This is a genomic window from Reyranella sp., from assembly GCF_965279625.1.
GTDB lineage: Bacteria > Pseudomonadota > Alphaproteobacteria > Reyranellales > Reyranellaceae > Reyranella.
Genome location: NZ_OZ257251.1, coordinates 2631543 through 2645540, shown reverse-complemented (window position 1 = coordinate 2645540; position 13998 = coordinate 2631543). Strand labels below are relative to the sequence as shown.

Genomic DNA, 13998 nt, shown 5'->3' with positions numbered 1-13998 from the left:
TCAGCGACGCTCCATCCAGACGTCTTCGAAGCGGAAGCCGTTGGAAGCGCCGACGGTCTGTGGTGCGAACCCATTCACGTAGGGTTGCCAGCAGGTGGCGGCACGTCTCCACGCCAGGGGCAACCGCACACCGTCCGCCAGAAGCCTGGCGTCGATGTCCCATGCAAGCTGGCGGCGCTTTTCGACGTTGAGCTCCGAGGATTGGACCTCGAAAAGTCGTTCGATTTCCGGATTGCAATAGCGGCTGTAGTTGCGCTCCGAGCGGCAGGAGAAGGATTCGTAAAAGACCTGGTCGGGATCGTCGATGCCATTGCCGGTCGTCTCGATTGCAAGCGCGTAGTCGCTGCGCTGCAGGCGGGTGTACCAGTGTGTGGTTTCCACGACGTCGATCGCCGGTTCGATGTAGATCTCCCGAAGTTGCCTGGAGAGCACCGTCACCGGGTTTCGATAGGGCGAAACGGCGCGGGTTAGTATCCTGATCTCCAGCGACTTGTCCGGCCCGAAACCGGCCGACTGCATCAGTGCGCGCGCTTCTTCGCGGTTCTTTCCGAGATCGGTTCCGTAGCCGGGAACTTTGGCCAGCATCTCGGTCGGCATGCCCCATCGTCCGTCGGGAGGGGGGTACAGGTGTCCGCCGATCAAGCCGCTGCCGTTGTCCAGCGAAGCCACGAATTCACGGCGATCCAGCGCCAGCGTGAGCGCCCGGCGGATGTCGGGATTATCGAAGGGCGCGGCATCGCGGTTCAGCAGCAGGTTGGTGTTGATGTTCATCGTCGTCGCCTCGCACACCACGCGCGACGACTGACGCCTGACGTCGCGCAGTTGCGTCATCGAGACTTCACCCGGAAACGTCATGTCGTAGCGGCCGGCAACGAAGCTCAGCAGCGCCGCCGAGCGGCTGGCGACCACCGAGAATTCGATACCATCGAGATAGGGGCGGCCGGCCTTCCAGTAGGCGGGATTGCGCTTCAGCCGGATGCGATCGAACTTGTCGAAGGCGTCGAGCACGAACGGCCCGGTGCCGACCGGCTTCAGGCGCATCTGCGCCAGCGGGACGTGGCAGGGATAGATTGGCGTCAGGCCCGATGCCAGCATGGCCAACAGCGACGGTTGCGGCCGGTTGAGGTGGATCGTCACATCATGGTCGGACTTCGACCGGACGAACTTGACGTTGCCGAACCAGGCGCCGCGCGGGTTGCTTCGCAGGGGATTGCGGGCTCGATTGGTCAGCAGGTTGAAGGTGCACTCGACATCGCTCGACGTGAACGGCATCCCGTCGTGCCACTTCACGCCGCGGCGCAACGTGAAGGCCAGCTCTGTCTTGTCCTCGTTCCACGACCAGGATTCGGCAAGGTCCGGAACGATGGACTGATCGCCGTTCTGCGGCACCGCCGGATCGAAGATGACGAGGTTGTTGAAGATCGGCATGAAGGCCACGACGGTGGCGGCATTGCCCTCTTCCAGGATCGAGGCGGTGGTCGGCGTTTCGCGCTGGAAGAGGCGAAGCATACCCCCGCTGCGCTGGGCGAGCGCGGTGTCGCACCAGCACAGGAGCAGAGCCAGGGAGAAGGCCAGCAGCCTCGTACGCATTGCCCAAACCTTCACGCACGCCGGACCAGCGGTCACAGCTTCGTCACGAGTCTGCCAGTTTTGCCAGGCGGACGAAAGTTTCATCCTCTACAGTACGGCCGACGGGTTCCTGCCGGAAGCGGCCAGGGCCTGCGACGATACAATGATTACAATTCCGTCCGGGCGCTCCCCGCTCAATCACGATCGTAGAGGGAAGTCCGAGCCGCGCATGAGCTTGGAATAGCCCCAAAGCGGGACCTCAAATAGACTGTGTTTGCATCCTGCCACGCCTCGCGGCGTTCACGGGCCCGAGGCGTTCACGAGTATTGGCCATGCAGAAGCGAACCTGGATCCGGACCGGAGTGGCCGTCGTCGCATTTTCCGCGCTGCTGGCGTTTGCCGGCCTGGTGGCGCCCGCGTTGCTGAATATCGACCAATACAAGCCTGCCATGATCGCGGCCGTGAAGGAGGCGACCGGCCGTGAACTCGTGATCGAGGGGCCGCTGAAGCTCACGGTCTTCCCGACACTGCGCATCAGCGCCCGTCAGGTCCATTTCGCCAATGCCGTGGGCGGCAAGGGCGCCCAGATGGTGGACGTGCGCTGGGTCGGCATCACACCGGCCTTCTGGGCGTTGCTGCAGGGACGCATCGAGGTCGGGCGGCTCACGCTCTTCAGGCCGACCCTGGTCCTCGAGACCGACGCCGAGGGCCGCCCCAACTGGGAATTCCATCCCGGCGCCGGCGCCGCCCAACCGGCCGGTGCGCCCAGCAGCGGCCTGCATCTGGCGATCGGCACGCTCAAAATCCGCGAAGGCACGCTCAGCTACACCAATCCGAAGACCGGCCAGACGCTGAAGGCCGAGAATCTGGAGGCGCTCGCGTCCGTTGGGTCTTTCCAGGGGCCGTTCGACTTCGACGCCACGGCGACCGTCAACGGTGTCCCGCTGTCACTGATGGCGAAGGTCGGCGCGCCGAGCGACAAGGGCAGCGACATGTCCTTCAAGCTCAAGGTGCACAGCGGCACACTGAACTTCGACGGCCATGTCAGCCGGATCGCCGTCGACGCCGACGTGAAGGGCAAGGTCTCTCTCGCGACCGGCGGCCTGACCGATTTCATCGCCAGTCTGGTGCGCGCCGGCGGTCAGGAACCGCCTGCCTTCGATGCCTCGGTGATCGGTCCCTTCGCCTTCGATGGCGACATCGACCTTACGGCCGAGAAGCTGGCGCTCACCGATTTCAAGATGTCGATCGGCACCGAGAGCGTGACGGGCAGCTTGACGCTGATCACGGGTGCAAAGCCCTCGCTCGAGAGCCGGCTGTCGCTGCCGAAGGTCGATGCCGAGAAATGGCTCGCGCTGCTGTCCAACCCCGAAGCCTTTCGACCGAAGGCGCCCGCGGGCGCAAAGCCGGCAGCAGCCGCTCCAGCGACGACGACCGCGCCCGCCGCCGCGGCGGCGAAGCCGCCGGCGGCCGCCCCCGCCGCTCCAGCCAAGGCCGCCGCTGCTCCGGCTACCGCTTCGCTGTCGCCGTTTCCGCCGGCCTTCACCGTGCTGGTATCGCTCGACGCCAAGGAAGTCGTCTATCGCAGGGGCACGGCGCGCGACGTGGCGCTTGCCGTGGAGATCCGCAACGGCGTGATCGCCGTGCCGCGAATGAGCGCGACGTTGCCGGGCGACATGGTTCTCAAGGCCAATACGGCCGCCACTCCGGTGGCCCCCGCAGCACCGCCTGCCAAGCCAGGCGCAGCTCCTTCCGTCCAATCCGCCGGGGTGTTCAGCCTGGTGGGGCCGCGGCTGCGTGAGACGCTGGCGTGGCTGGAGATCGACACGTCCGGCGTGCCGGCCGCCAAGCTCCAGTCGCTGTCGATCGAAGGCAAGCTCGCCTCGACGGCGAGCAGCCTGCAGATTTCCGACCTCCTGATGGACCTGGATGGCCAGCGTGCGACCGGCAGCGGCAGCATCACCTTCGGACTGCCGCTCACGCTGGCGACCTCGGTTCAGCTCGACAGTTTCGACCTCGATGCCTACCTGCCGACGCCTCGGGAGCCCTCCGTCATCGCGGAACCTGCGACTGCGACGCCACCAGCTCCGGCCGTTGCGGCCCCAGCCGCAGCCTCCGACACGACCCTGCCCATTCTTGGACTTAAGGCCAAGGTCGCCAAGCTCGTGTTCCGCGGCGGGACACTGAATGGCATCGACGCGGACCTCGCCGTACAGGGCAATCTCCTCAAGGTGAACGGCCTCAAGATCGCCGACCTCCTGGGCGCCAGGTTCGACCTCAAGGGCCAGGTCGCGGACTTCGGCACCGTGCCGCGCTTCGACGTCACCTTCAACGCCACGATGCCCGATACCGACAAGCTGCTGGTCTATGCGGGCATGCCCAAGTTCCTCAACGGCAAGCTCGGCGCCTCGACGGCGGGGGGCAGCGTCGCCGGCACCATGGGGGCGCTGACCCTGCGCAATGCCTCGGTCAGCGCTGCCGGGGCGACCGCACGCGCCACCGGCTCGCTGGTTCTGGGCGACAAGTTCTCCTTCGATTTCTCGAGCTTTGCCGTGCAGACGCAGGATGCGAGCGGGCTGGTGTCGGTGGCCACCGGGGGATCGCAGACGGGTTTGGGCGGGCTGGTGGCCGAGGGTTCGTTCAAGGGCAACGACCAACGCGCGTCATTCGACGGCAACCTGACGGCGCTCGGCACGCAGATGTCGGGAAAGATAGATGCCACCCTGGGCAAGAGGCCCAACTTCGTGGCCAATCTGCGCATTCCCGGCACGCTCGACCTCGACGACTGGCTGGGCACCTCCGATGGGCCCGCGCCCGCCGTGCCCACGCCGGCGATTCCCGCCGCGCCGGGCGGCGCGGGCGCCGAGGCCGTGCCGCTGCCGTCGAAGGGGCCGCGCGCGGCGACGGGCAAGCAGATCGATCTCTCGGGCCTGCGCGCCTTCGATGCCACGTTGAACCTCGAGACCAGCGCCATCGAGTTCGGATCGCTGAAGGTGACCTACGCCGATATGGACGCGACGTTGCGCAACGGCGTCGTCAAGGTGTCCAAGCTCACCGGACAGTTCTACAGCGGCGCCGTCGACTTCGGGGGCACCATAGATGCTTCGAAGGATACGATGACGGTCGACGTGGCCGGCACCCTGCAAGGCATCTATGTCGGCGAGATGCTGCGCGGCGCGGCGGGCCACAATGTGTTCGGCAACGAGCACCTGATGGTGGCGGTCGATGGCAAGATCAATGTCATGAAGGTCGCGCTCCAGGGCCAGGGCAACTCGCCCGAGCAGATCCGCAATTCCCTGACAGGCCAGGGCCATCTGTCGGGCGTGATCTACCCTTCCGTCGCCGGCGGGTCTCTGGGCTTCGCCTCTTTCGCCACCGGCCTCGGCAGCATCTTCAGCACGGAGATGGGATTCAACTCCGCGGTCATCTCGGGCTTCATCAACGCGCAGAGCACGATCGAGGGCGAAATCACGCTTTCGAACGGCGAGATCAACCTGCAGAACCACGCCCTGAAAGGTCCGAATGCGACGGCGCGAATCAACAGCCGCACCAGCCTGACGGCGGCCACGACCGAGACCACCATTGCGCTCGACGCGGGCTCCAATGGGGCGACGGACTATGTGATGACGGTGAGCGGTCCGGTCTCCTCGCCGACCATGAGCATCCGCGGCAAGTGACGATCAGGCGTCCGTCCTAAGCCGCCCGCTCCTTCAGGATTTCCCAGGCGCGGCGGAAGGTCTGCGCCATTTCCTCGGCGGGCACCGCGCCGGAGAAGAGCACATGGCCCTGCAGGGCGAAGCTCGGCACGCCCTGGATGCCGGCATTGCGCGCCATCTGGTCGCCGGCCAGCACTTCGCGCCGGCCTTCGTCGCTCATGAGCATCGCAAGCACCTCGGCGCGGTCGAGCCCGGCTTCGGCCGCCACGTCGGCCAGGATCTTCTGGTCGCCGATATCGGCACCCTTGCAGAAATAGCTGTCGAACAATTCCTCGACGACCGCATCCTGTACGCCGCGCTGGCCGGCGAAACGGATCAGGCGATGGGCGTTCACCGTGTTGGGCGTGCGCGCGATGCGGTCGAGATGGAACTCGAGCCCGACCGTCGCGGCGGTCTCGGTGATGCGCTGGTCGAGCTGCTGGGAGCGTTCGAGGCTGCCGAACTTGGAGATGCGGTAGCTCGTGCGTTCGACGCCCTCGGCGGGCATCTCGGGATTGAGCTGGAAGGGATGCCAGGCGACGGCGACCCGGCAATGCTGGGTGGCGAGAAGATCGAGGGCGCGTTCGAGCTGGCGCTTGCCGATGTAGCACCAGGGGCAGATCACGTCGGAGATGACGTCGATACGGCCGGTCGGTTGGACCTGGTCCATGGCTTTGTTTCCTTCCCTATTGCCTCCAAGCGTATACCTGCGCGGAATATCCGGCAACGAGAGGACCCCGCCCATGCCGAAATATCGCTCCGCCCTGATCGTCGGAACAGGCCCCGGCCTCAGCGCCTCGCTGGCCCGCCTGTTCGCGAAGAACGGAATGTCGGTGGCCCTGGCGGCCCGGCAGACCGACAAGCTTGCGACCCTTGCGAACGAGACCGGGGCATCGGTTCACGCCTGCAACGCTGCGGATCAACAGGATGTTGCGGCGCTGTTCGAGACGCTGGACGCGGCCGGCCGCACGCCCGACGTCGTCGTCTACAACGCCAGCAACCGGGTGCGCGGCGCCCTCGTCGACCTGGCGCCGGACGACGTGAAACGGGCCATCGACATCAGCGCCTTCGGCGCCTTCCTCGTGTCCCAGCAGGCGGTGAAGCGCATGCTGCCCAAGGGGGAGGGAGCGGTTCTCCTGTCAGGCGCGACGGCGGGCGTGAAGGGCTTTGCGCTCTCGGCGACCTTCGCCATGGGCAAGTTCGCGCTGCGCGGCCTCGCGCAATCCATGGCGCGTGAACTCTCGCCTCAGGGCATCCACGTCGCTCATTTCGTGATCGACGGCGGCATCCGCAGCGCGGCGCGGCCGGTTCCCGACGACAGGCCCGACAGCCTGCTCGATCCCGACGCCATCGCCGAGACCTACTGGCATGTGCTGAACCAGCACCGCAGCGCCTGGAGCTGGGAGGTCGAGGTACGGCCCTGGGTCGAGAAATTCTAGGTCGAGGGGACGACGATGCGGTCTTCGTCCTCTGCCGCGCTGATCCTTCTGTCCCTGTTGATGCCGTTCCAGACACGGGCAATGGACATGAAGGTCGAGGGCGAGTCCGTCGTCCTGTCGGGCGCCGTCGATGGATCCGAATGCACTGCCCTCGATGCGATTCTATCCCAGGCGATGATCAGGACCGTCGTTCTCACCAACTCGGGCGGAGGCAATGCCCGCGCCGGCTATTGCGTCGGCGATCTGATCCGCGAGCGTGGGCTGTCCACGGTCATTCGGGGTCGCTGCGCGTCGTCCTGTTCCCGGATGTGGCTGGGCGGTGTCGAGCGCACGCTCGAAGGACCGAATTCCAGAGTGGGGCTTCACGGGAACTACGGCAGCAACGGCGCACTCTTGGCGGATGCGCCGCAGCGGCTGCGTACCTGGATTCCGCAACGGGCGCCCAATGTCGACCGGGCGCTGATGGAGCAGTGGGTCAACCTGCCGTCGAATGACGGGATGATGTATTTCTACAACGACAAGGCTGAACTTTGCGAAAGCCGAGCCTGCACGCCGCTCAGCGGACGCACTGCGCGCAACGCCGGCCTCTCGACGCGCTGATCCAAAGCCCTTCGGTCAATGGCTCAGGCGTCGACGAGGGGCCGGCGCGTCACCAGGAGAAGCGCCAGGTGAGCGCGGCACCCGTCACGAACTGGTTCCGCGATCCGCCGGGTCCGGTGACGATCGGGGAATTGGCGACCGTGTCGGCCAGGTAGTTGTAGCTGCCGAAGGCCACGAAGCTCAGCCGGTCGTGAATGCGCCACAGGGCGCTCGCCCCGACGCCGACGCTGCGAAGACCGGCACCGGGGTAGTATTGTGCGTAGCCTGAGTTGATCGACTGCAGCGCCGTGATTCCGAAGTAGGCCTGGTTGAAGGTGCCGTCGGTCACTGAGAGCCGCGGACCGCCGGACAGGAACACGCTGTCGGTGAGCCGCATCTTGCCGTCGACCAGTGCATCGAAGATCAGGCCGTTGCTGCCGCCGATGCCGCGCCTTAGCTCGATCTTGGCGGCGATGAAGGGCTGGTCGTAGCGCAGGAAGGCGCCGCCCTCGATCGTGAAGGGCACGTTGCCCGTACCGTAGAGATAGCCGCCGTCACCCTGGTTGCGGGGAAAGCGGTAGCGGAAGATCGGGCCGGCCTTGAAACCGGAATTGTCGAACAGCGTAGCCCCGATGCCGTCGCGCGCCGAGATGAAGACCTTGTCGCGTTGATAGCGCAAGTCGAGGTTGGGGACCGGCAACACACGATAGTTGGCGCTGCCCTCGAACCAGGGGGCGATGACCGCGCCCGGTCCGATATCGAACGTCCAGTCCTTCGGCGGCGGCCCGGCGGGCTCACTGCCGATGCTCGTGGGCTGGGCGGAGGCTGTTGCTGCGTGCACCGTGACGAAGGCGAGGCAGGTCGCGAGGAGACGGGACAAACGCACAGGGCAACTCCGCTGTTTGCCCTATTTTACGTTTCCGAAGGATTGCCGGATCAGTCTGTGTGAAATTAAAGAGTCTTTTCGAGCATCAGCCGCGCGGCGTGCAAATCGTCGAACACCCTCAGGCACTTGGCCCGGACCTCGGGCAGCGGCGGCAGGATGTCCGGCACCATGAACGCCATCGTGCCGGCGGCGTGGGCGGCGGTGAGGCCGACATTGGAATCCTCGAAGGCGATGCAGCGCTCCGGCGACACGCCGAGGCGACGGGCGGCTTCGAGATAGACGTCGGGCGCCGGCTTGGCGTTCTCGACATCGTCGCGTGTCGCAACCGCGGCGAAGCGATCGATGAGTCCGGCGCGTGCGAGGTGACGCTCCGCGGTGAGACGCCCCGAGCCGGTGGCGACGGCGAGGCGCAGGCCGCGGCCCGCCAGGAAGTCGAGCATCTCGACGACACCGGCCTTGACCGGCAGATGGCTCTCCAGCCGCCGCTTGGCGTGACCCGAGAAGCGTTCGCGGAAATCGTCGATGCGGAAGGCGGCCCCATAGAAATTCTGGATCATGACGTCGCATTCGCGGCCCGAGATGCCGATCATCGAGTGGCAGAACTCCAGCGTCATCTCGATTTCGAGATCGCGGGCGGCGTCCTGCAGGGCATCGATGTAGACGGCCTCGGTGTCGATCAGCAGACCGTCCATGTCGAAAAGAACGGCTTCAACGGGTTTCTTCAGCATGCTTTCGTTCTAAGCTGTGCGGCCGAGAGGGCAAGGGAGAGAAAAATTCATGCGTATCCATAATCTGTATGTCGACGCCGACGGCGAGACCCACTTCCGCGATATCGAGATCGAGTGGAAGAACGAGGGTCGCGGCGGCAAGACCTCCGCCACCCTGCCGGCGACCGGCATCATCTTCCGCGAGACCCCCGGCACCTACGATTATGAATGGCATCCCGCGCCGCGCCGGCAGTACATCATCAACCTCGATGCCGGCGTTTCCATCCAGGCCAGCGACGGCGAGACCCGCATCATCGGGGCCGGCGAGGTGATCCTGGTCGAGGACACGCACGGCAAGGGCCACTTCTCGAAGGCGATAGAGGGCAAGCTGCGTCATTCCATCTTCGTTCCGATCGAGTAATTCCGCCAAGAGTTTCAAGCGTAGAGAGGCATCCATGAACGTCCAGACCCCCGTCGATCCCACCAACGAGCTGATCGAGCAGGCACGCCGCGTCCTGCCGGGCGGCACCTTCGGCAACTTGCCGGCCGAGGTGATCCTCAAGGAGGGCAGGGGCGGTCACATCTACGACGAGGCCGGCAAGGAATATGTCGACTTCCTCCTGGGCTCCGGCCCGATGTTCATCGGCCATGCCCATCCCGAGGTCACGGCGGCGGTGCAGGCGCAGGTGCCGCTGGGCACGACCTTCTTCGGCAACAACCGCCACGGCATCGCGCTCGCCGAGGCGATCGTCGAGGCCGTTCCCTGCGCCGAGCAGGTGCGCTTCGTCTGCTCCGGCACCGAGGCCGACCTCTATGCGATGCGGGCCGCACGCGCCTTCCGCAAGCGCGACAAGATCCTGAAGTTCGAGGGCGGCTATCACGGCATGAGCGACTATGCGCTGGTGTCGCTGGCGCCCAAGGCTCCCGGCAATTTCCCGCGCGGCTCCATCGACTCGGCGGGCATTCCGAAGTCGGTGGCCGACGAGATGGTGGTCGCGGCCTTCAACGACATCGACATGGTCCGGAGCCTGATCGAGGAGCAGAAGGATGAGCTGGCCGGCGTCATCGTCGAGCCGTTCCAGCGCCTGATCCCGCCCAAGCCCGGCTTCCTGCAGGCGCTTCGCGAGGTGACGGCCGAGCACGGCATCCCGTTGATCTTCGACGAGGTCGTGACCGGCTTCCGCTTCGCCTATGGCGGCGCCCAGGAATATTACGGCGTCACGCCCGATCTCTGCACCCTGGGCAAGATCGTGGGCGGCGGCTTCGCGCTGGCGGCGATCGCCGGTCGCGCCGACATCATGAAGCACTTCGACCGCCTGGCGATGACCGACGAGGATTTCATCTTCCAGGTGGGCACGCTGTCGGGCAATCCGGTCGCCGCGGTCGCGGGCCTCGCCACGCTCGAGGTGCTGAAGCGGCCCGGCACCTACGAAGGCGTGTTCGCCAACGGCCGCAAGCTGATGGACACGCTGTCGGAGCTCCTGAAGAAGCACGGCTTCAAGGCGCAGGTGATCGGCGAGCCGCCGCTGTTCGACATCATCTTCACCGATCAGCCGGTCAAGGATTACCGCGACACGCTGAAGGCCGACACCGCGACCCTGAAGCGCTTCAATCAGGCCCTGCGCGCCCGCGGCATCATGAAGGGCGACAGCAAGTACTATGTCAGCGTGGCGCACACCCAGGCCGACATCGACCACACGATCGGCGCCTGGGAAGAGGCGTTGAAGGAGATCAAGTGAGCCACTGATTCAAAGGTCCCTCGCTTCGTTCGGATGACGTGAGGGGCCTTTTTGTCTCGTCCCGCCCTACGGGCTGTCGAGGCCCTTCGACTTCAGGATCTTGCCGTTCTCGGGATTGGCCAGCGCCAGCAGGAGCGCGTCGGCGGCGGCGCGGTTGCCGGAGGCCACGGACACGCCGCCGGAATAGATCGTGAAATTCTGCAGCATCAGCGGGATCGGCCCGACGAACTGCACGCCCGGCATGCCCATCAGCTCACTGCTCTGCTGGAGCGCGATGTCGGCCTTGCCATCGACGATGCGTTCGGCCGCCAGCCCGCCCTGGACCAGCACGCTCTTGGGCTTGAGCTGGGCGGCGATGCCCATCTGCTGGAAGAGCTGGGCGACGTAGATGCCGCTCGAGCCACCGGAGGCCGGGTCGATATAGGCGACGGCGCGCGCCGCCAGCAGCGCCTTCTTGAAGCCGTCGGGCTCGGAAATGTCGGGCACCGGCGCGCCCTGCTTGATGGCCATGCCGACGCCGGCGCGGGCCAGTTCCTTGGCGCTGCTCTCGTCGATGCGGTTGCCCAGGAACTGGGCCATCGGGATCGGCGGCATGACCACCACGTCGAAATACTCGCCGGCGGCGACGCGCTTCTGCAGGGCCCCGGTCGTGCCGCTGTCGATCGTCACCTTGTGGCCGGTCTTCTTCTCGAAGTCGGCAACGATCTCGAGGGCGGCCGACTTGTAGGCACCGGCGGTCAGGAGCTTGAGGTCGGCAGCCGAGGCGCTGCCCGCGGCAAGGACGAACAGGAGGAAGAGCAGGACGCGCATGGATTTCCTCAGGCTGGCGTGCCCATGACATAGGGCTTCAGGGCAGCATACATCAGCGCGTGCGTCGGTGTCGGGACATTGTGCTTCCTGCCCAGCTCCACGACCTTGCCCGACAGCCAGGGCAGCTCGATCCGGTTGCCGCGCAGCAGGTCGACCGCCATGGACGCCATAAGCTGCGGCGGGGCGTTGCGGTTGAAATTGAAGGTCCGTTCGACGATGTCGGCGGGCAGGGTGACGCCCAGGGCGCGCCCGACCGCGGCCACTTCCTCGTAGGCGGCGCCGAACATCGCGTTGATGTCGGCATCGTCGCGCAGCTTGCCGACCGGCAGGCGCGTCAGCGCCATGACGCCGGCATTGGAGGCCAGCAGCACGAACTTGATCCAGAGATCGGTCAGGATGGCGTCGCTCAGCACGCCGTCGATGCCGGCCTTCTTGCACATCTCGGCGAGGGCCACGGCGCGCGGGCTGCGGCTGCCGTCGGGTTCGCCGAACACCATGCGCATCACCGTGCCGGTCTGGCGGATCAGCCCCGGCTGGGCGATCGTCGCACTGATGTTGGCGACGCCCGGCATCACGGCGCGGGCGCCCAGGATCGGGATCAGCCGTTCGTGCGCATCGACGCCGTTCTGGAGGGTGATGACCGCGGTGTCGGGCCCGATCATGGGCTTGATCGCGACCCCCGCGCTCTCGACGTCCCACAGCTTCACGCAGAACAGCACATAATCGACCGGCCCGACCTCGGCCGGATGTTCGGTGGCCTGCGTCGGCTGCAGATGGGTGTTGCCGCGCACGCTCTCGATGCGCAGCCCGTCCTTCTTCATGGCCGCGAGATGCGCGCCGCGGGCGATGAAGGTGACGTCCGCGCCGGCCTGCGCGAGCGCTGCGCCATATCCGCCTCCGACGCCGCCGGCGCCAACAACCGCGATCCTCATCGAGCCCGTCTCCTATGCCGCGGTGATGCTGCCGACCAGCAGGCAGCCGACCCGGCCGCTCAGCCGTGTCGGCCCCGTGATGTCCAGCCGCAGCGCGTGGTCCGACGCGAGACGCCGCTCGTCGTCCTGCACCGCCACGGTCGCCTCGCCGTGAGGACTGTAGGCAATGTGGATGCCAGGCTGCAGGTGGAGCGTGCGGCCCTCGTCGAGGACGGCGATGTCGATCTTCACCTGGGCGCGGGCGCCGATCAGGTTGACGACCTCCACCGGTCCGGCCTCCAGCCGGCTCGCGATCCTGGTCTCGCCGGTGAAGTGCACCGGCCGGAAGGGCTGGCGCACGTCGATCTCGCCCTCGGGCGTCTCCAGCACCAGGCCGCTGCCGGAGACGAGCACCTGGATGCGATCGTACCCGGTATAGTCGGAGAAGGGCCCGGGCTGCACGATCGGGGTGCGGCCGAACCGCCAGACATCGCCCGAGAAGGCGATGTCGACGGTCGTGCCGCCGCCGTTCTTCCACGGCGTGCGGAGATAGTTGGCGGGATCGAGCAGGGTGATCACGGGCCGCCCGTTACGGTGCGAGCGTGACGTTCAGCGTCTTGCCGATCGTATCGTTCCAGGTCTTGACGCACTCGGGGCCGCAGCGCTTGGCGAAGGACGGCAGGATCGCCTTGGTGAGCGCGTCCTTGCGCAAGGCTTCGTCGGCGGCCGTGACGGGCACCAGCTTCATGTTGGCGGGCGCGCCCTCGCTGCATGGGCCGGCGCCGGTATTGCAGTTGATGCCGGTCTGCGTCTCGGTGCGGGCCTGCTCGAAGATCGACTTTTCGAGCTTGTTCAACTCGGTCTGCAGGAAAGCCTGAACCTTGGGATCGAGCGAATTCCACCACTTCAGGTTCGCGAGCTGGGCGGCCACGCCGAAATTGACAGGCATGGGCGAAATGAACTTCGCGGCCTCGTGCCACTTCGACTTGTAGCCCGACAGCGCACCGGTGATGGCGCAATCGACCACGCCGCTGGCCAGCGCCGGCTGGACCTCGGCGAAGGCGATGTTGAGCGGCGAGGCGCCGATATGGGTCACGAAGGCCTGCTGCGATGCGCCCGAGGCGCGGATCTTGCGGCCCTTCAGGTCGGCGATGGTGACGAAGGCGTCGCGGCAATAGAGGACCTGCGCCTGGTAGGAGCCGAAGCCCAGCAGCTTGATGCCGTGCTTCTCTTCGAGGAACTTGGCGTAGGCGGGGCGGATCGCGTCGATGACCTTCTCGAGTTCCTCGACGGAGCCGACGAGGCCCACCAGGTCGGCGGCTTCGTTCATCGGCACTTCGCCGGAATTGTAGTTCAGCACGGTGGTGGCGAACTGCAGGGTGCCGCTGGAGACGAGGCGGAAGACCTCGGCACCCTTGAAGCCGAGCTCGGTGAAGGGCTTGACCTGGACCTTGATCGCGCCGCCCGATTCCTTTGGCACCGTCACCGTCCAGAAGGGCAGTTCGCGGCTCGTGTACATCGACAGGCCGCCGATGCTGCCCACGACGTTGAACGAGGTCGAGGGCAGGGCCGGCGGCGTTTGCGCCATGGCGCTGCCGAGGGCGAACGAACCGGCAAGAGCCGCCGCCGCGACGAGATGCTTCAGGAACATGAAATCCTCCTT

The 13998-nt window shown here is 66.2% G+C and carries 13 protein-coding genes; 5 read left to right on the top strand and 8 right to left on the bottom strand.

The window, feature by feature from the left end; all coding sequences use genetic code 11:
- Entirely contained in the window at positions 1-1590 is a 1590-nt protein-coding gene (locus tag ACQY78_RS12910) for an ABC transporter substrate-binding protein (RefSeq protein ID WP_428686085.1), read from the bottom strand.
- 311 nt (positions 1591-1901) lie between these two features.
- Here ACQY78_RS12910 and ACQY78_RS12905 point away from each other — a divergent pair, with 311 nt between their 5' ends.
- Positions 1902-5246: an AsmA family protein gene (locus tag ACQY78_RS12905; protein ID WP_428686084.1), complete on the top strand. Its 3345-nt coding sequence runs from the start codon at positions 1902-1904 to the stop codon at positions 5244-5246.
- Between the two features lie 16 nt (positions 5247-5262).
- Here the strand turns inward: ACQY78_RS12905 and ACQY78_RS12900 are convergent, their stop codons facing one another.
- Positions 5263-5934 (bottom strand): DsbA family oxidoreductase, encoded by a 672-nt coding sequence (locus ACQY78_RS12900; protein ID WP_428686083.1) that lies wholly within the window; start codon positions 5932-5934, stop codon positions 5263-5265.
- Positions 5935-6007: 73 nt separating this feature from the next.
- On the opposite strand from ACQY78_RS12900, the gene ACQY78_RS12895 reads away from it, so the two are divergent.
- Entirely contained in the window at positions 6008-6703 is a 696-nt protein-coding gene (locus ACQY78_RS12895) for an SDR family NAD(P)-dependent oxidoreductase (protein WP_428686082.1), read from the top strand.
- A gap of 81 nt (positions 6704-6784) precedes the next feature.
- Positions 6785-7303 (top strand): hypothetical protein, encoded by a 519-nt coding sequence (locus tag ACQY78_RS12890; RefSeq protein WP_428686081.1) that lies wholly within the window; start codon positions 6785-6787, stop codon positions 7301-7303.
- 49 nt (positions 7304-7352) lie between these two features.
- Here ACQY78_RS12890 and ACQY78_RS12885 read toward each other — a convergent pair whose 3' ends face one another.
- Both ACQY78_RS12885 and ACQY78_RS12880 read right to left on the bottom strand, forming a co-directional pair.
- Entirely contained in the window at positions 7353-8168 is an 816-nt protein-coding gene (locus tag ACQY78_RS12885; protein ID WP_428686080.1) for a MipA/OmpV family protein, read from the bottom strand.
- A 65-nt stretch (positions 8169-8233) separates the two neighbouring features.
- Positions 8234-8896, bottom strand: coding sequence for an HAD family hydrolase (locus ACQY78_RS12880; RefSeq protein ID WP_428686079.1), 663 nt, complete (start codon positions 8894-8896; stop codon positions 8234-8236).
- A gap of 49 nt (positions 8897-8945) precedes the next feature.
- Here ACQY78_RS12880 and ACQY78_RS12875 point away from each other — a divergent pair, with 49 nt between their 5' ends.
- Together ACQY78_RS12875 and ACQY78_RS12870 are read left to right on the top strand one after the other, a co-directional pair.
- Positions 8946-9296, top strand: coding sequence for a hypothetical protein (locus tag ACQY78_RS12875; RefSeq protein WP_422031458.1), 351 nt, complete (start codon positions 8946-8948; stop codon positions 9294-9296).
- A 34-nt stretch (positions 9297-9330) separates the two neighbouring features.
- On the top strand, positions 9331-10614 hold the full coding sequence (locus ACQY78_RS12870) for an aspartate aminotransferase family protein (protein ID WP_428686078.1): 1284 nt from the start codon (positions 9331-9333) through the stop codon (positions 10612-10614).
- Between the two features lie 66 nt (positions 10615-10680).
- On the opposite strand, the gene ACQY78_RS12865 is transcribed toward ACQY78_RS12870, so the two are convergent.
- The 4 genes from ACQY78_RS12865 to ACQY78_RS12850 are packed head-to-tail and all read right to left on the bottom strand — an operon-like array spanning position 10681 to position 13986.
- On the bottom strand, positions 10681-11424 hold the full coding sequence (locus tag ACQY78_RS12865) for a molybdate ABC transporter substrate-binding protein (protein WP_428686077.1): 744 nt from the start codon (positions 11422-11424) through the stop codon (positions 10681-10683).
- A gap of 8 nt (positions 11425-11432) precedes the next feature.
- A complete protein-coding gene (locus ACQY78_RS12860; RefSeq protein ID WP_428686076.1) occupies positions 11433-12356 on the bottom strand; it encodes a 2-dehydropantoate 2-reductase in 924 nt (307 codons plus the stop codon).
- Positions 12357-12368: 12 nt separating this feature from the next.
- A complete protein-coding gene (locus ACQY78_RS12855; protein WP_428686075.1) occupies positions 12369-12914 on the bottom strand; it encodes a HutD/Ves family protein in 546 nt (181 codons plus the stop codon).
- A 10-nt stretch (positions 12915-12924) separates the two neighbouring features.
- Entirely contained in the window at positions 12925-13986 is a 1062-nt protein-coding gene (locus ACQY78_RS12850; RefSeq protein ID WP_428686074.1) for a TRAP transporter substrate-binding protein, read from the bottom strand.
- Between the last annotated feature and the right edge of the window lie 12 nt (positions 13987-13998).